This is a genomic window from Glutamicibacter sp. AOP38-B1-38 (genome assembly GCF_052377485.1).
Taxonomy (GTDB): domain Bacteria; phylum Actinomycetota; class Actinomycetes; order Actinomycetales; family Micrococcaceae; genus Glutamicibacter.
Genome location: NZ_JBQSWU010000007.1, coordinates 1 through 15,866, shown reverse-complemented (window position 1 = coordinate 15,866; position 15,866 = coordinate 1). Strand labels below are relative to the sequence as shown.

Below are 15,866 nucleotides of genomic sequence, written 5' to 3'. Positions count from 1 at the left end.
GATTTTCAATAGCCGTGGCCGGTGGATTCCACCGGCCACGGCTATATCCGATGCCCTGGCATTAAGGTTGCGGCGCCTCACCCCGAGCGACCCTGAGCCGGTCGCCCTCCGGATCGAGACCGACCTTGACGGTATCCCCATCCTGGATGCTTCCACCGAGAATCTCCCGCGCTAGCCGGTCACCGATTTCTCGCTGGACCAGCCGGCGCAGCGGACGGGCGCCGTAGGCCGGATCATAGCCAGTCAAGGCCAACCACTCTCCGGCGGATTCGTCCACATCGAGGCTGAGCCGGCGTTCGGACAGCCTTTCGGCCAGCAGGTCGATTTGCAGCTTCACGATATTGCCAAGCTGCTCGATGCTCAACGGATCGAAGATGATGACCTCGTCCAAACGGTTCAAGAACTCCGGCTTGAAGGACGCGTTGACCACGTTCATCACCGCAGACTTCTTGTCTTTGTCCTCCATGGTTGGATCCACCAGGAATTGGGAACCCAAATTTGAGGTCAGGATCAAGATCGTGTTCCTGAAATCCACGGTGCGTCCCTGCCCGTCGGTCAAGCGGCCGTCGTCCAGCACCTGCAGCAGGATGTCGAACACCTCCGGGTGCGCCTTCTCCACCTCGTCGAGCAGGATGACCGAGTATGGTCGACGGCGCACCGCTTCGGTGAGCTGCCCGCCCTCTTCGTATCCCACATATCCTGGAGGCGCTCCGACGAGTCGGGCGACCGAGTGCTTCTCGGAGTACTCGGACATGTCAATCCGCACCATGGCCCGCGGGTCGTCAAAGAGGAAATCGGCCAGCGACTTGGCCAGCTCGGTCTTGCCCACACCGGTAGGCCCAAGGAACAAGAAGGACCCGGTGGGGCGGTCCGGATCGGCAATCCCGGCACGTGTGCGGCGCACCGCGTCGGAGACCGCCGCAACCGCTTGCTGCTGGCCGATCAGCCGCTGTCCGATGCGCTCTTCCATCTGCAGCAGCTTCTGGCTCTCGCCCTGCAGCATCCGCCCGGCGGGGATGCCGGTCCAGGCCGAGATGACCTCGGCAATATCGTCGGCCGTGACTTCATCAGCCACCATGGTGTGTTCCGCGGTGTTGCCGGCTTCGGCTTCGGCCGCTGCCTCAAGTTCGCCTTGCAGCGTCGGAATCTCCCCGTACAGCAGGCGCGAGGCATTCTCCAGGTCCCCCTCACGCTGGAACTTTTCGGCCTGCGAGCGCAGGTCGTCCAGTTTCACCTTCAGGTCGCCGACGCGGTTCAGCCCGGCTTTCTCCGCGTCCCACTGGGCGTTGAGCGCGTCCAATTTCTCCTGCTTATCCGCCATGTCAAAACGCAGTGCCTCCAGCCGTTCGATCGAGGCTGGGTCGCTCTCCCCGGAGAGCGCCAGCTCTTCCATGGTCAGCCTGTCGACTTCGCGGCGCAGCTCATCAATCTCTTCCGGTGCGGAATCGATCTCCATGCGCAGCCGGCTCGCGGCCTCGTCAACCAGGTCGATAGCCTTATCCGGCAGCTGCCGCCCGGAGATATAACGGTTGGACAGCGTGGAGGCGGCGACCAACGCCGAGTCGGCGATGGAAACCTTATGGTGCGCCTCGTAGCGCTCCTTCAGGCCGCGCAGGATCGCGATGGTGTCATTCACGCTAGGCTCCCCCACGTAGACCTGGGCGAAGCGGCGCTCCAGGGCCGGGTCCTTTTCGATATTCTCGCGGTACTCATCCAGCGTGGTCGCGCCGATGAGCCGCAGCTCACCACGGGCAAGCATCGGCTTGAGCATATTTCCGGCGTCCATGGCCCCTTCGGAGGCCCCGGCGCCGACCACCGTGTGGATCTCATCGATGAACGTGACGATCTGCCCGGCGGAAGATTTGATCTCTTCGAGTACCGACTTCAGCCGTTCTTCGAACTCGCCGCGGTATTTGGCGCCAGCGATCATGGACCCGAGGTCCAGGGAGATCAGCGTCTTGCCGCGAAGGGACTCCGGTACGTCACCGGCGATCATGCGCTGGGCGAGTCCTTCGACGACGGCGGTCTTGCCTACGCCGGGTTCACCGATCAGCACGGGGTTGTTTTTTGTGCGCCGCGAAAGCACCTGAACGACGCGTCGGATTTCCTTGTCGCGGCCGATGACCGGATCCAGTTTGCCCGCGCGTGCCAGCGCCGTCATATCGGTGCCGAACTTTTCCAGCGCTTGGAAGGTGTCTTCCGGGTTCGGATTGTCGACCTTGCGGTCCCCGCGGATGGTTGGCAGGGTTCCTACCAGCAGCTCGCGGGTGGCTCCGGCATTGCGCAGGGCTTCGCCGGCCTTGGTCTGGTCGGAGGCCAGCGCGATGAGCAGATGTTCGGTGGAGACATAGGTGTCCCCCATATTGTTCGCGATCTCCTGGGCGGTGCTGACCGCTTGGAGCAGCTGACGCGAAAATTGCGCTTGGGCCACCGAGGATCCGGAGTTGGCCGGCAGTGCATTGATGGCGCTGCTTGCCTCGACGGAGAGGGCGTCAACGTCCAGTCCTGCGGTTTTCAGCAGCGCCACGGCGACCGAGTCCCGCTGATCCAGCAGAGCCTTCAACAGGTGAGCCGGTTCGATCTGCGGATTGCCCGCGGTCGACGCATTCATCCCGGAAGCAGATAGTGCCTCTTGGCTTTTGGTAGTGAGCTTGGTGTCCACGCGCATCCTTTCTCTCTGAGGGTGAACCCATAAACTTGAGTGTACTTAACTCAATTCTACTCTTCATATCGATATTCCGCGGTTGCTAAATATTTTTCGAGAAATTTGCGTCGCGACGCAAATAGCTTGCCTCGAGGTATCGCCGGCAGCCCAGGCACGGGCAGACGGTGCGCGGCCCACTCCCAGTACCGGTACACGCATCGGAGCACAATGCGCTCCATGATTGTTCGGCCCCAGCACCGCGGCCTGGCGCGTGCCCCGCGAAAGCAGCCTCGCACGGCAACGGGGCTGAGCCGCAGATTTTTAGCTCATGGCTCGTGGACCGATGGGCAACCGATGCGGTTCAGCCGAGGCGAGCGCGCGACTCCGCGATACTGCACCTAGCCGGTCGGCACGTCACGCCGGCGGAATCCGGCGAAGCCAAGCGCGAACGAGAGGACGGCGACCCCCGCCAGCCCGAGCATGTGCCCGAGCTCCGGTTGCTCGGTGAACGCGGCCGGAAGCCAGTAGAAGGGCGAGATCCCGTGCACCCAGTCCGGCAGGTCCTGCAGTAGCCCGCCGAACATGCCGATCACGAAAGTGTAGATCAGCAGCACCCACCCGGCGCCCGACGCCCGCGGGATCCACGCATACAGGACCGTGGCGAATCCCAGATAGCTGGCCAGGGCCACAAGGTAGGGCCACAGCACCCCGGTATAGTCAGCGAACGTCTGTTCCGCGTAGCCAACGGATGCCGCGCCTAGCCACATGGCCCAGATGCTGACCGCGGCAAGCATGCCGGTACCCAGCGCCGCGACCAGCAGTTGGGCGCCGAACCAGCGATGCCGGGATATCGGCTTGGCCAGCGCGATTTCGGCACGGCCGGCGCCTTCCTCCACCTTGGCCCGCTGCCCCATCACGACGGCGTATGCGGCGCAACACAGCATGGCGAACATGATCATCACCCCGAGGAAGGCCGTGGTGAACTGGCTCGGATCCGCACCGAACACCGCGGCGAAGACCGGATTGCTCTCCGGGATTTCGGCGATCATGGAGGTGATGTCCGGCAGCAGGGTGCCCGAGGCGAACCACATGAGGCCCAACCCTATGGCGCTCCAGCTGAACGCGGTGCGCTGCTGGAGCCAGGCGAGGGTGGCCGGCCCGCGCAGCACCGCCCGGGCATCGGACCGGCCCGCGCGAACCGCAATCAGGCCCCCGCCGAAGTCGCGGCGTGATCCGAGGAAGGCGCCGACGAGGAGGAACACGAAGATGGCGACGAGGCACAGCGCGGCCGGCCACCACCGCACGTCGACGAAGGGCCGCATCTGCTGCGGCCAGGCGATCGGGGAGAACCACGACAACGCGCTGCCGTGCCGCTGCTGGATATCGCCCGCGGCGCGGAGCATGAAGGCAAGACCGAACGCCGCGAGGCTGATGCCCACCGCGCCCCGGCCGTGCTCGGTCACCTGCGCGGCCACCAAGGCGATCGCGCCGAACACCATGGCGCTCAGCCCGCTCCCGGCGGTCAGTGCGAACGAGTCGGCCAGAGCCAGCTCCGCCCCGCCCACGCCGGAAAGGACGAGCGCAGAGGCGAGCGCAATGACGGCGTTGACGGCGCACAGGGTGATTGCCGCCGCGACCGCGGGCGCGTGCCGCCCGACCGTCCGGGCGAGCACCAGCTCCGAGCGTCCGCTTTCCTCCTCGCCACGCGTGTGCCGCACGATGTGCAGGATGCTCATGATCGCGAGCCCCATGACCATCCAGGTGATGCCCTCGTTGGCGATGGCGACGCCCACCGTGTAGTTCTCGATGCCGTACCCCGGTCCGCCCATGGCGATGCCGCTCGGGGTCTGCATGATCAGCGCGCGCCCGGCAAGCGCCTGATCGCCCAAGGCGCCAAGTGCCACCACGAAGTACGCATAGAAGAATACGATCGACGCCGTCCATACGCCCAGCCGCACGCGGTCCCGGCGCAGCATGAACCGCACCAGCGCGCCGGTTCCGGCCAAGGCCGATCCGCGGGCCGAACGCGGCCCGGCAGCAGGCGACACGGAGGCGAGGTGGGCATTCATCGCGCACCCGCGCCCTTGGCGCCCTCCGGCGATCCACTCGCCGCTGCGGTGCCAGAGTCGAGCACATCGCCGTAGTGGCGCATGAACAGGTCCTCCAGCGACGGCGGGGTGGCGCTGAGGCTGCGCACCTCGAGTGCGGTGAGCGCCGTCAGCACGGCGCCGATCTGCGCGTTGTCGGTATCGAACGTGACCCGGGTGGCACCGGCAAAGGCCGTGGTGGCCAGGTCATGAACCCCGGGCAGCGCGGCGAGCGCCGACGGGTCTGCGCCGACCACCGCGCTCACGCTGGTGCGCGTGAGGTGCCGCAGCTCCTCCAGCGTGCCGGACTCGACGTCCTTCCCGTTGCGGATGATCGTGACGGTGTCGCAGACCTTCTCGACCTCGGAGAGGATGTGGCTGCTGAGCAGCACGGATTTGCCCGCGGCTCCGGCCTCGCGGACGTACCCGGTGAACACGGACTCCATCAGCGGGTCCAGCCCGGAGGTCGGCTCGTCGAGCACGTACAGCTCCGCGTCGGCCAGGAAGGCCGCAACCAAAGCGACCTTCTGCCGGTTGCCTTTGGAATAGGTGCGCGTCTTCTTGCGCGGGTCCAGTTCGAAGCGCTCCAGCAGCTCGGCCTTGCGGGCTTTGAGCCGGCGCTTGTCGGCGCGGCCACCGAGCCGGGCGAGGTAGTCGATGCACTCGCCTCCGGTCAGGTTGGGCCACAGGCTGACGTCTCCGGGCACGTAGGCGATGCGCTGGTGCAGCTTGACGGCGTCGCGCCACACCTCGCCGCCGAACAGTCGGGCGGAGCCCGCGTCGGCCCGCAGCAGCCCGAGCAGAACGCGCAGGGTGGTGGATTTGCCGGCCCCATTGGGCCCCAGGAAACCACGGATCTCCCCGGGCTGCACACTCAGGCTCAGCCCGTCCAGGGCCCGCACCCTGCCGAAGGACTTGGACAGTTCGTGGATCTCGATAGCTGGTGTCGTGCTCATGGCTCACTCACTTTCACATGCCTGTCGCAGTTGTTGCTACTCAGCGCGCCCGGGCCCGGTGCCACCGGCGGCCCAGGGCGCAACGCGGACGCTGCCGGCTCCCGCTAGGGCGGGGTGGACATGTAGCTGAGGCAGTCCTCCAACGCACGACGGGAGGTGAGATAGCCCTCGGTGAACAATTCCAGCATCGGCAGGTAGCTGCTGCTCAGGTAGCCGCGGACGATCGATGCGAGGTCGGATGGGTCCGCCGGTGGCTTGAGCGTCACCTCCAGCAGCAGCGCGCCGAGCGCGGAAAGCGTGAGGTAGCGCGCCCGCGCCGCTTCGTCCCGGCTGGGCACGATCACCCCCGCGGCGACGCCCTCGCGGCTGTAGCCCACCGCGTCGTCGACCATATGGTCGATGAACTCCCGGGCCAGCGGGCCGCCGTCCTGCATGGACCGCAGAACGTACCCGAGGACCGCCGCATTCTCCTCGGCGGCCGCGAACATGTGCATGAGGCTCTGGCCCGCGGCGGCCTCGGCGACGTGCTCGCGCTTGAGCCGGCGAATCGTGGCCAGCATGTTCTCATCGCAGGCGTCGCGGAGCTTGGCCTTCGAGCCGAAGTGGTGCATCACCAGGCCGGCGCTCACCCCGGCGTCGGAGGCGATGGCCCGCACCGAGGCGCCGAAGCCCTCCACCGCGAACCGGTAGGCCGCCGCATCGCGGATCCTGGCGCGCGCGGTCAGGTCGCTGCTACCCGGCGACGACGCGGTCGACGGGCTTCCCGCAGGGTCTTGCCCACCCTTAGCTGAACGCATGTTCAAGATTCTAGTCCTGTGTTCAGCCCCGTGTACAGGTCCTGCTGGCCTTCGGCTCGCGGGGATGCCGAAGGGCCTGCGCGCGATCTTTGGCGTGGCTCGATCTGCGGATGGCGAGGCCGTGCTCAGGCAAGGCGGGCCCTATCCACGTTGCCAATCCGCCAAGGCATCGCAGGCCACGGTCTTGACCTGGCTAGCAAAACTGGCACAGTATGTCGCATGACCAATCCAGATGCCCCAATTCACTACCGCCAGGACCCAGCCGAGCTGGTGGACGTGTTCATTGGGCAGCATCGCCAGATGCTGCTTGGATATCTCGATGGGCTGACCGAGTCCGAGGCAAGGACACATTTGGTTGCCTCGAAGACCACGCTGCTCGGGTTGCTGAAGCATGCGGTGTTTGTTGAACGGGTCTGGTTTGGCGAGGCAGCCACCGGGGCCTCGCGCGCTGAACTCGGTATTCCGCAGTCCCCGGATGAATCATTTGACCTGGCACCAGGGGACACTATCGCCTCGGCAAGCCGGGCTTATCGACAAGCGGTAGCCCGCTCTCGCCAGATCCGCCAAGGCCTGGCGGATGATGCGGTGCTTTCCGGAAATCGGCGTGGTCCGCTCTCGCTCGCCTGGATACAGCTGCACCTGCTGCGCGAGCTCGCCCAACACTGCGGGCATGCGGAAATCCTTCGCGAACAGCTGCTCGGCGCACGCACCGAAAGTTGCAGAAGTCTCGTGAAGGCAGCAAGGCCGACTCCCTGAATAATGGGAATCGGCCTTGATATTGCTCTTGGATTTTAGCGGCGGACGTTGCCGATGAAGTAGTCGGAAGGAACGATTTCCTTGCCCAGCGGCATCAAGGATACCGGGATCATCTTCAGGTTGGCGATGCCCAGTGGGATGCCGATAATTGATACGAACATCGGGATCGCGGTGAGCACATGGCTGATGGCAATCCAGATACCGGCGAAGATCAACCAGATGACGTTGCCCAACGTCGAAAACGCGCCGACCGGCCCGCGGTCAACGACCGTGCGCCCAAATGGCCACAGCGCGTAACCGGCAATTCTGAATGACGCGATGCCGAAAGGAATCGTGACGATCAACAGGCAGCAGATGATACCGGCTAGGACATAGCCCAACGCCAGCCAAAGTCCTCCAAAAACAAGCCAAATGATGTTCAATAAACCGCGCACTAGATCTGTCATACTTCTAGGATGCCTGTTCGAGGCGGCTATTCGCCATAGGGGAACACCCGGAACGCCCCCTAGTATTTCTCGATGCCCGCTTCGCGGGTGTGCAACGCCCTATAAATTCCAAGTTTGTGCCGGCCGGTACTCGGCTAGGATTAATAATCATGAGCGAACGTAGCGAAGAGCAGCCTGCAGTCACCGGCAAGGCGGCCAAAGACCCATCTTATTTCCGTGCCGAACCGGTCTCTTTCGTACGCAGAGGCAATCGGCTGCAAGGACGCCGCGCAGCTGCTTGGGACCGCAACGCCGATCGCTACGTGATCGAGCCGCCGCGTAAAATTGCAGATACTTCGGTGGCAGACGACTTCCGCTTGGATCCCGAGCAGGCATTCGGACGCGTCGCCCCGCTGATCGTAGAAATCGGCACGGGCTTGGGCGAATGCATCGCCAATGCCGCCAAGGATGACCCCGAGCGCAATTACCTGGCCGTCGAGGTGTACCTTCCGGGATTGGCCCAGCTGATGCTGAAGGTTGAATCATTCGAGTTGGAAAACGTTCGCGCGGTGCAGGCCAACGCGCCAGAAGTACTCGAGGTCATGCTCGAAGAGAATAGCGCCGATGAGCTCTGGATCTTCTTCTCGGACCCTTGGCACAAGCCGCGTCATCACAAGCGCCGCCTCATTACCTCCTCATTCCTGGACAAGGTCGCGCGCGTGCTGAAACCCGGCGGGACACTGCGCTTGGCCACCGACTGGTCGAACTATGCCGAGCAAATGCGCGAGGTGCTGGAAGCTCACCAGGCTTTCGAAAACCAGTACCCCGGCAACGCTGCCGGGGAGGAAAGCAACCTGACCAAGGTGCGCCGGAACGGCATGGAGGGCTTCGACCCTGAACCGGAATTTGTCGATGACCGAGGTGGCTGGGCACCACGATTTGAGCGTCGCATCCTCACCAGCTTCGAAGGCAAGGCCTTGAAGGCGGGACGTTTGGTCTTCGACTTGGCCTTCACCCGAGCCGCCAAGTAGGTCTTAGTTTCGCAGGGCCATGATTGCAATAGACTTGCAGCCATGGCCCTTAGCGCATCCCCCACCCTAGAATTCGCCGGTGTCCGGCTCGAACAGCTCGACCCGAAGCATGCGGCAGATCTCAGCGCTCTGGTGGCCCGCGACGGGCTGGACCAGGCCTGGTTCGCTAAGACCCCTTCGGCGCAAGCCATGTACTCCGAGATTGAGCGGCGGCTGGCCCTGCAGGGCGAAGGCAAGATGGCCCCGTTCGCAATTCTCGATCTGCAAAGCAACAAAGCGGTGGGCGCGACGACCTACCTCAACATCGATGCGGTCAATCGTCGGGTGGAAATCGGTTCAACCTTCCTGGGACTTGCCCACCAAGGCACGGGCATCAATGCCGCCGCGAAGTACCTATTGCTTCAGCGCGCCTTCGAAGAGCTCGACTGCATCGCCGTGGCTTTCTGCACGCATTGGCATAACCGGCAGTCCCGGGAAGCTATCGCCCGGCTAGGCGCCAAGCAAGATGGGGTGCTGCGCAATCACATGTATGACGCTCGCACCGGCACCTTGCGAGATACCGTGGTTTTCTCGATTTTGCCGCACGAATGGCCCAGCGTGAAGCAGGGGCTCTTGGCGCGTTTAGCCAAGCACGACCGCATCTAGGCTCCCGCAGTCCTTAGCTGAGCAGGGATTTCGCCGCGTCTTCGCGCAGTTGCACCTTGCGAATCTTGCCGGTGACCGTAATCGGGAACTCATCGAGGATCATCACATAGGCCGGGATCTTGTAGTGCGCCAATTGCCCTTCGGCGAAGTTCTTGATGTCTTGGACCCCAAGGGGCGTTTTGCCAGCCTTCATCTTGATGCAGGCACAGATCTCTTCTCCATATTTTTCATTTGGCACGCCCACCACGGAGACATCTTCTATATCGGGATGCCCGAATAGGAACTCCTCGATCTCCCGCGGGTAGATGTTCTCTCCCCCGCGGATCACCATGTCCTTGATTCGCCCCACGATGGTGCAGCAGCCGTCCTCGCGCATCACCGCGAGGTCTCCGCTATGCAGCCAGTTCTCCGAGTCGATGGCTTCTTCGGTTTTCGCCGCGTCGTTCCAGTAGCCGAGCATCACCGAGTAGCCTCGGGTGCAGTACTCGCCGGGTTGCCCGCGCTCCACCGTCTCGCCGGTTGCCGGGTCCACGATCTTGACCTCAAGGTGCGGATGCACCCTGCCGATGGTTTCCGTGCGAGCCGCCAAATCGTCATCGGCACGCGTCTGGCAGGAGACCGGACTGGTTTCGGTCATCCCATAGGCGATGGAAATCTCGGTCATGTTCATCTCCTCGAGGCAGCGGCGCATCACCTCGACAGGACATACCGAACCTGCCATGATTCCGGTACGCAAGGTGCTCAGGTCATGGGTGCCGAAGCTGGGATGATTCTGCATGGCGATAAACATGGTGGGCACCCCATAAACCCCCGTGCATTTTTCCTCGGCGATGACTCGCAAGGTGGTTTCGGCATCGAAGCTCGGGGCGGGAATCACCATGGTGGTACCGTGCGCGGTGCATCCGAGATTACCCATCACCATGCCAAAGCAGTGATAAAACGGCACCGGGATGCAGAGCCGATCTTCCGGTCCAAGCCGAATGGTCTGGGTGACGAAGAACCCGTTGTTCAAGATATTTCGATGGCTGAGCGTTGCGCCTTTCGGATATCCGGTGGTCCCCGAGGTGTATTGAATATTAATCGCTTGATCCGGGGCCGTCTGCGCCAGGCGTTGCGCGACCTGCCCCGCTTCCACGCCCTGTCCGCCGTGGATTAGTTCGGTCCAGTCCTCGGTGTCGAGGTAAACCACCCGCTCAAGGGTTGGGGTGTCCACCGCGCAGCGTTCGACCATGTCTCGATAGTTGCTTGTCTTGAAGCGGGACATGGTGATCAGCATTCGCAGGCCACTGTGATTGACCGCGTAGGAGTATTCGTGGCTGCGATATGTCGGATTGACGTTCACCAGGATCACGCCGATTTTTGCGGTGGCATATTGCGTGAGCGTCCACTCGGCGCAGTTCGGCGCCCAAATGCCCAGCCGGTCGCCTTGCTGAAGGCCCGCCGCGAGCAGACCGCGTGCGAGGTCGTTGACCGCCTGGTCTAGCTCATTCCATGACCATCTTCTTCCGCTGGCGACCTCCACGAGCGCTTCACGTTCACCGTACTTGGCGACGGTACGCTCTAAATTTGCGCCGATGGTTTCGTCGAGAAGCTGTGCACCTGTTTCGCCCTGGGCATATGATTTCATGCGCGCACCGGCAAACCGGGGGTCGCGGAAACCGAAGGTGTCGGCTGAAAGTGCGCCGTTGCTGAAAGATGTTCCTGCACGAAGCTCTCCGTTCTCAAAACAGTCCTGCTGCACTATTTTCTGGTCCGGAACGGTGCTCCGGTGTGCAACTGCGCGATTCACGAAAGGTGAGGTGGATCACGTTATTCTGAGACTAATCCGGATGCTGGCAAATGGCCAGTTGAAATCGCTGAGAGGCGCCGCCGAGGGTGCGAGAGGTACGCGGAGCGCGGGACTAGCGGCCGATGGCGCGGCGGGTGGTAAATAGGGTGACGCTTGGCTCGCGGCGTGCCGGGCGCATGCCACGGGCCATGGACACCACATCTCCGGCGGCCGTACCCGCGGCGAAGACCCGGGTTTGGCCTTGCTGGACCGCGTGCAGCTCATCGCGCAGTTCGGCCACTTGGCCCTGGAGGTGGGCTACCTGGTTTTGCAGCTCGATGATGCGTTTAATGCCTTCGAGCGAAACACCTTCCTTGCTCAGCAGCTGCACCTGGCGCAGCAGCGAAACATCACGTTGAGAGTAGCGACGCTGCTTGCCGGCTTGGCGGCTTGGAGAGACCAATCCGATGCGGTCGTATTGCCGCAGCGTCTGCGGATGCATGTCGGCTAGTTGCGCGGCGACTGAAATGACGAATACAGGTCGCAAGAACTCGTGGGCCATGAAATTCAGTCTCCTTACTTCCGCTGCTGGGGATACATCCATTGTCCACCGCGGCGTGCCCCTTTCGGGGAACGCCGCCGCGTTGCACTACATCGCTCCTGGATTAATCCTAGAGCCTGGCCTTGGCTTCAAGACCCACGCGAGGATCTTCCCCCGCGGTGGCGGCAGCGAAGTCTTCGATGGCCGTCTTCGCCTTGTCATTCAGGTTCTGTGGAATCACCACATCCAAGACGATCAGCATGTCACCGGTGGACTTCGAGGTCTTCACCCCACGCCCCTTCAGGCGCAAGGTACGACCCGAGTTCGAACCGGCGGGCACCTTCACGGCTACTTGTTCCCCGTCGAGAGTCGGCACGTGGATCTTGGCTCCGAGGACTGCCTCATCAAAGGTAACCGGCAGGTGCACACGAATGTTGTTCTCTTCGCGTTTGAAGAACGGGTGCTCGGTGACCTTGACCTTGACCAGCAGGTCGCCGTTGCCGGCTCCGCCAGGTTGGCCTCGTCCACGCACGCGCACCGACTGGCCATCCTTGATTCCAGCCGGAACACGCACGTCAATGACTTCACCGCTCTGCTCACGCAACCCGATGGTGGTGCCCTTGATGGAACCAGCGAAGGAGATGGTGGTGCTGGCCGTCCGGTCAGCTCCCTTGCGCGGCGGGGCGCTTTGGCCGAATCCGCCGCCGAACCCAGCCCCGCCGCCGAAGAGATCGGAGAAGTCGGGCTGTCCGCCGCGGCCGCGCGGGCCTCCCCCACCGCCGAAGAGGTTGGAGAAGACGTCGTCGAATCCCGCCTGGCCGCCCGGGGCGCCGCCAGCTCCGCCGGCGCTGAACCGGGCGCCTCCACCCATGGCGCGGATGGCGTCGTATTGTTCGCGCTCTTCCTTATCGGAAAGCACCGAGTTGGCCTCGGAGATGTCCTTGAATTTCCGCTCGGCGTCCGCATCGCCCTGGTTGGTATCCGGGTGGTACTTACGCGCTTGCTTGCGGTACGCCTTCTTGATGTCCGCCTCGTTGGCGTCCTTGGAGACGCCCAGAATGGCGTAGAAGTCTTTGTCGATCCAGTCCTGACTTGCCATCAGGGCCCCCTTTCTTTCGACTAGCGATTCGAAACTGCCCACTGACGAATTCTCGGCAGTGGGCAGTTTCGCTATCTAGATGTGCGGCTATTCGCCGGTGGCGACCAGCACCTGCGCGGCGCGCAGAGTGTAGGTGCCCTTGCGGTAACCGGCTCGCAATACCTGTCCCACATGGTCCGCCGGAATTTCGGGGACCGGCTGGCGCAGCAAAGCTTCGTGGACGTTAGGGTCGAATTCGACCCCAGCCTCGTCGATTCGCTCCAGGCCGTGCGATGCCAAAACCGTGTCCAGCTTGTTGGCGATGGCCGCAAACGGTCCATCGGCCAGGTCGCCGTGAGCACGAGCGGCATCGATGTCATCGAGTACCGGCAGCAAGGTGGAGAGCACCGACTGGACGGCGCTGTCGCGCACTGCCACCCGGTCGCGCTCGACGCGCTTGCGGTAGTTGACATACTCGGCCTGCAGGCGGAGCAGGTCGTTGCGCAACTCGTTTTCCTTCTCGGTGACCTCAGCCTGCGCCTCTTCGACGCCGGCGGCCGCCTCGTTCAGGATCGCCTCGGCCTGACCCAAAGCGTCTGCAGTCTGCTGCTCATTGGCGGCATCCTGCTCGTTCTCCGGCTCCTGGCCGGAGTTGGCGTTCTGGTCCTGTGCCTCGGACATATTCCCGTCTCTCCCTTACTTCTTGACGTTCTCGTCGTCTTCGTCGATTACCTCGGCGTCGACGATGTCTTCATCAGCATTCGAAGCCTGCTCACCCTCGGGAGCTTCGGCGCCTTCGGTCGGGGCATTGGCGTAGATTGCCTCGCCCAGCTTGGTCTGCGAAGCCTGCAGCTTCTCAAACGCGGCCTTGACCTCGTCGTCGTTGTCCTGCTTCTCCAGGGTTTCCTTCAGCGCGTCGACGTCGGCCTGAACCTCGGTCTTGACCTCTTCCGGAAGCTTGTCCTCGTTGTCCTTGATGAGCTTGTCAACCGAGTAGGCTGCCTGTTCGGCGGCGTTACGGGTCTCGGCTGCCTCGCGGCGGGCCTTGTCCTCTTCGGCGTGGGCCTCGGCTTCCTGCACCATGCGCTCGATGTCTTCCTTCGACAGCGAGGAGCCGCCGGTGATGGTCATCGACTGCTCGGTGCCGGTGCCCTTGTCCTTGGCGGAGACGTGCACGATGCCGTTGGCGTCGATGTCGAAGGTGACCTCGACCTGCGGGATGCCGCGCGGCGCCGGGGCGATGCCGGTCAGCTCGAAGGTGCCCAGCGGCTTGTTGTCGCGGGTGAACTCGCGCTCGCCCTGGAAGACCTGGATGGACACCGAAGGCTGGTTGTCCTCAGCGGTGGTGAAGGTCTCCGAACGCTTGGTTGGGATCGCGGTGTTGCGCTCGATCAACTTGGTCATCACGCCGCCCTTGGTTTCAATACCCAGGGACAGTGGGGTGACGTCGATGAGCAGCACGTCCTTGCGCTCGCCCTTCAGCACGCCTGCCTGCAAGGCTGCGCCCACGGCGACAACCTCATCAGGGTTGACGCCCTTGTTGGCTTCCTTGCCGGCCATGTCCTTGACCAGATCGGCAACGGCTGGCATACGGGTCGAACCGCCAACGAGGATCACGTGTGCGATCTCCGAAACCTTCACGCCGGCTTCGGCGATCACGTCGTGGAATGGCTTCTTGGTGCGATCGAGCAGGTCCTTGGTCAGGTCCTGGAACTTGGCACGCGAAAGGTGCTCGTCCAGGTGCACCGGACCCTCTGGGGTGACCGAGAGGTACTGCAACGAGATGTTGGTGCTGGTGGCCGAGGAGAGTTCCTTCTTGGCCTGCTCGGCAGCTTCCTTCAGACGCTGCAGCGCGATCTTGTCCTTGGACAGGTCTGCGCCTTTCTGCTTGGCCTGAGCCAGCAGCCAGTCAACGATGCGCTGATCCCAGTCGTCGCCGCCGAGGCGGTTATCGCCAGCGGTGGAGCGGACCTGGATGGTGGAGAAGCCGTCTTCGTCCTTGCCAACTTCGAGCAGGGAAACGTCGAAGGTACCGCCACCGAGGTCGAAGACCAGGATGAGTTCGTCTTCTTTGCCCTTTTCCAGGCCGTAGGCCAGCGCCGCGGCGGTTGGCTCGTTGACGATGCGCAGCACGTTCATGCCCGCGATTTCGCCGGCTTCCTTGGTGGACTGGCGCTCGGCATCGTTGAAGTATGCAGGAACCGTGATGACCGCGTCGGTGACCTTTTCGCCCAAGTACGACTCGGCGTCGTTCTTCAGCTTCATCAGGGTGCGCGCGGAGATTTCCTGAGCGGTGTACTTCTTCTCGTCTACGTCGATGGACCAGTCGGTACCCATGTGACGCTTGACCGAAGCGATGGTGCGGTCGATGTTGTTCACTGCCTGGCGCTTGGCGATATCGCCGACCAGAACTTCGCCGCTCTTCGAGAAAGCAACGATCGACGGGGTAGTGCGGTTGCCTTCCGCGTTTGCGATAACGGTTGGCTCACCACCTTCGAGCACGGAAACTACGGAGTTGGTGGTTCCTAGGTCGATACCTACGGCACGCGACATAATGGCTCTCCTTTGCCTTGGTTGAAAGTACTAACGCTGAGGATTTTTATCCTGATTGAGCGTTCTGGACTCAAGTTTACTCAGCCGCTTTCGACTGTCAAATTAACTTGAGCCAACCTCACTCAACTTTGCGTTCTGTCTTCTTCAACGAACAAAGGGCAAGAATGATTCCCATGCCGAAAAATAATTTTCAGACACAGGACACCCAAGGCATTCAAGGACAATCCACCCTGCGCTCCCGGCGCCTCAACCTACCGAAAAAACGGTCCTTCCGGGAGCTGGATCGCCGCACCCAGGTTGCTGTCATCCTCGCTGGAATTATCGAGCTGACTTTGATGTTTGCAGCCTTGCGCGATCTTCGTCGACGCCCCGTTCAGCTGGCGAGAGGGCCAAAACCACTGTGGGCCGTGGTCAGTTGCCTCAACGTACTAGGAAGCATTTCCTACTTTGTCTTTGGGCGTCGCAAAGACCCTCAAAACTGATTTACAGACACAATGGAACAACCCGCTCTCGTGATGACGAGAGCGGGTTGTTCGCTGTCAGCGTGGACGCTTTGGCAATGAAAAACTCGATTGCCACACTGGC

The 15,866-nt window shown here is 62.7% G+C and carries 14 protein-coding genes; 4 read left to right on the top strand and 10 right to left on the bottom strand.

Going from position 1 to position 15,866, the window contains the following annotated elements:
- Positions 1-61: 61 nt before the first annotated feature.
- The 4 genes from clpB to ACT3TP_RS05560 form a co-directional block, all read right to left on the bottom strand.
- Positions 62-2,662: an ATP-dependent chaperone ClpB gene (gene clpB, locus ACT3TP_RS05575; protein WP_444619782.1), complete on the bottom strand. Its 2,601-nt coding sequence runs from the start codon at positions 2,660-2,662 to the stop codon at positions 62-64.
- Between the two features lie 380 nt (positions 2,663-3,042).
- Positions 3,043-4,713, bottom strand: coding sequence for an ABC transporter permease (locus ACT3TP_RS05570; RefSeq protein WP_444619780.1), 1,671 nt, complete (start codon positions 4,711-4,713; stop codon positions 3,043-3,045).
- Complete coding sequence (locus ACT3TP_RS05565) at positions 4,710-5,687, bottom strand: ABC transporter ATP-binding protein (RefSeq protein WP_444619778.1); 978 nt, start codon at positions 5,685-5,687, stop codon at positions 4,710-4,712. The genes ACT3TP_RS05570 and ACT3TP_RS05565 overlap by 4 nt, the downstream gene beginning before the upstream one ends.
- Before the next feature lie 104 nt (positions 5,688-5,791).
- Positions 5,792-6,484 carry a TetR family transcriptional regulator gene (locus ACT3TP_RS05560; protein WP_444619776.1) on the bottom strand — a complete coding sequence of 231 codons (693 nt, stop codon included), beginning with the start codon at positions 6,482-6,484 and terminating at the stop codon, positions 5,792-5,794.
- A 219-nt stretch (positions 6,485-6,703) separates the two neighbouring features.
- Between ACT3TP_RS05560 and ACT3TP_RS05555 the strand changes: the two genes are divergently transcribed.
- Positions 6,704-7,240 (top strand): DinB family protein, encoded by a 537-nt coding sequence (locus ACT3TP_RS05555; RefSeq protein WP_444619774.1) that lies wholly within the window; start codon positions 6,704-6,706, stop codon positions 7,238-7,240.
- Positions 7,241-7,275: 35 nt separating this feature from the next.
- Here ACT3TP_RS05555 and ACT3TP_RS05550 read toward each other — a convergent pair whose 3' ends face one another.
- The gene (locus ACT3TP_RS05550) at positions 7,276-7,686 is read right to left on the bottom strand and encodes a YccF domain-containing protein (protein WP_255248325.1); all 411 of its coding nucleotides are present in this window, start codon (positions 7,684-7,686) and stop codon (positions 7,276-7,278) included.
- A 149-nt stretch (positions 7,687-7,835) separates the two neighbouring features.
- On the opposite strand from ACT3TP_RS05550, the gene trmB reads away from it, so the two are divergent.
- Both trmB and ACT3TP_RS05540 read left to right on the top strand, forming a co-directional pair.
- Positions 7,836-8,696 (top strand): tRNA (guanosine(46)-N7)-methyltransferase TrmB, encoded by an 861-nt coding sequence (gene trmB / locus ACT3TP_RS05545; RefSeq protein WP_105553265.1) that lies wholly within the window; start codon positions 7,836-7,838, stop codon positions 8,694-8,696.
- A gap of 42 nt (positions 8,697-8,738) precedes the next feature.
- On the top strand, positions 8,739-9,341 hold the full coding sequence (locus ACT3TP_RS05540; RefSeq protein ID WP_105553266.1) for a GNAT family N-acetyltransferase: 603 nt from the start codon (positions 8,739-8,741) through the stop codon (positions 9,339-9,341).
- A gap of 13 nt (positions 9,342-9,354) precedes the next feature.
- On the opposite strand, the gene ACT3TP_RS05535 is transcribed toward ACT3TP_RS05540, so the two are convergent.
- The 5 genes from ACT3TP_RS05535 to dnaK all read right to left on the bottom strand — a co-directional run bounded on the left by ACT3TP_RS05535 (position 9,355) and on the right by dnaK (position 15,281).
- A complete protein-coding gene (locus ACT3TP_RS05535) occupies positions 9,355-10,968 on the bottom strand; it encodes an AMP-binding protein (RefSeq protein ID WP_105650111.1) in 1,614 nt (537 codons plus the stop codon).
- A 274-nt stretch (positions 10,969-11,242) separates the two neighbouring features.
- The gene (locus ACT3TP_RS05530) at positions 11,243-11,671 is read right to left on the bottom strand and encodes a heat shock protein transcriptional repressor HspR (protein ID WP_105553267.1); all 429 of its coding nucleotides are present in this window, start codon (positions 11,669-11,671) and stop codon (positions 11,243-11,245) included.
- 109 nt (positions 11,672-11,780) lie between these two features.
- Positions 11,781-12,749 carry a DnaJ C-terminal domain-containing protein gene (locus ACT3TP_RS05525; protein WP_444619770.1) on the bottom strand — a complete coding sequence of 323 codons (969 nt, stop codon included), beginning with the start codon at positions 12,747-12,749 and terminating at the stop codon, positions 11,781-11,783.
- Between the two features lie 87 nt (positions 12,750-12,836).
- Entirely contained in the window at positions 12,837-13,409 is a 573-nt protein-coding gene (locus tag ACT3TP_RS05520) for a nucleotide exchange factor GrpE (protein WP_096283307.1), read from the bottom strand.
- Between the two features lie 15 nt (positions 13,410-13,424).
- Entirely contained in the window at positions 13,425-15,281 is a 1,857-nt protein-coding gene (gene dnaK / locus ACT3TP_RS05515) for a molecular chaperone DnaK (protein ID WP_096283306.1), read from the bottom strand.
- A gap of 173 nt (positions 15,282-15,454) precedes the next feature.
- Here dnaK and ACT3TP_RS05510 point away from each other — a divergent pair, with 173 nt between their 5' ends.
- On the top strand, positions 15,455-15,763 hold the full coding sequence (locus tag ACT3TP_RS05510) for a PLD nuclease N-terminal domain-containing protein (RefSeq protein ID WP_013349867.1): 309 nt from the start codon (positions 15,455-15,457) through the stop codon (positions 15,761-15,763).
- Positions 15,764-15,866 lie beyond the last annotated feature (103 nt).

What these genes read in the sequence shown, in the direction of transcription:
- ACT3TP_RS05570 (WP_444619780.1), bottom strand. Translation starts at nt 4,713, where the DNA reads ATGAATGCCCACCTCGCCTCCGTGTCGCCTGCTGCCGGGCCGCGTTCG.
- ACT3TP_RS05565 (WP_444619778.1), bottom strand. Translation starts at nt 5,687, where the DNA reads ATGAGCACGACACCAGCTATCGAGATCCACGAACTGTCCAAGTCCTTC.
- ACT3TP_RS05560 (WP_444619776.1), bottom strand. Translation starts at nt 6,484, where the DNA reads ATGCGTTCAGCTAAGGGTGGGCAAGACCCTGCGGGAAGCCCGTCGACC.
- ACT3TP_RS05555 (WP_444619774.1), top strand. Translation starts at nt 6,704, where the DNA reads ATGACCAATCCAGATGCCCCAATTCACTACCGCCAGGACCCAGCCGAG.
- ACT3TP_RS05550 (WP_255248325.1), bottom strand. Translation starts at nt 7,686, where the DNA reads ATGACAGATCTAGTGCGCGGTTTATTGAACATCATTTGGCTTGTTTTT.
- trmB (WP_105553265.1), top strand. Translation starts at nt 7,836, where the DNA reads ATGAGCGAACGTAGCGAAGAGCAGCCTGCAGTCACCGGCAAGGCGGCC.
- ACT3TP_RS05540 (WP_105553266.1), top strand. Translation starts at nt 8,739, where the DNA reads ATGGCCCTTAGCGCATCCCCCACCCTAGAATTCGCCGGTGTCCGGCTC.
- ACT3TP_RS05535 (WP_105650111.1), bottom strand. Translation starts at nt 10,968, where the DNA reads ATGAAATCATATGCCCAGGGCGAAACAGGTGCACAGCTTCTCGACGAA.
- ACT3TP_RS05530 (WP_105553267.1), bottom strand. Translation starts at nt 11,671, where the DNA reads ATGGCCCACGAGTTCTTGCGACCTGTATTCGTCATTTCAGTCGCCGCG.
- ACT3TP_RS05525 (WP_444619770.1), bottom strand. Translation starts at nt 12,749, where the DNA reads ATGGCAAGTCAGGACTGGATCGACAAAGACTTCTACGCCATTCTGGGC.
- ACT3TP_RS05520 (WP_096283307.1), bottom strand. Translation starts at nt 13,409, where the DNA reads ATGTCCGAGGCACAGGACCAGAACGCCAACTCCGGCCAGGAGCCGGAG.
- dnaK (WP_096283306.1), bottom strand. Translation starts at nt 15,281, where the DNA reads ATGTCGCGTGCCGTAGGTATCGACCTAGGAACCACCAACTCCGTAGTT.
- ACT3TP_RS05510 (WP_013349867.1), top strand. Translation starts at nt 15,455, where the DNA reads ATGCCGAAAAATAATTTTCAGACACAGGACACCCAAGGCATTCAAGGA.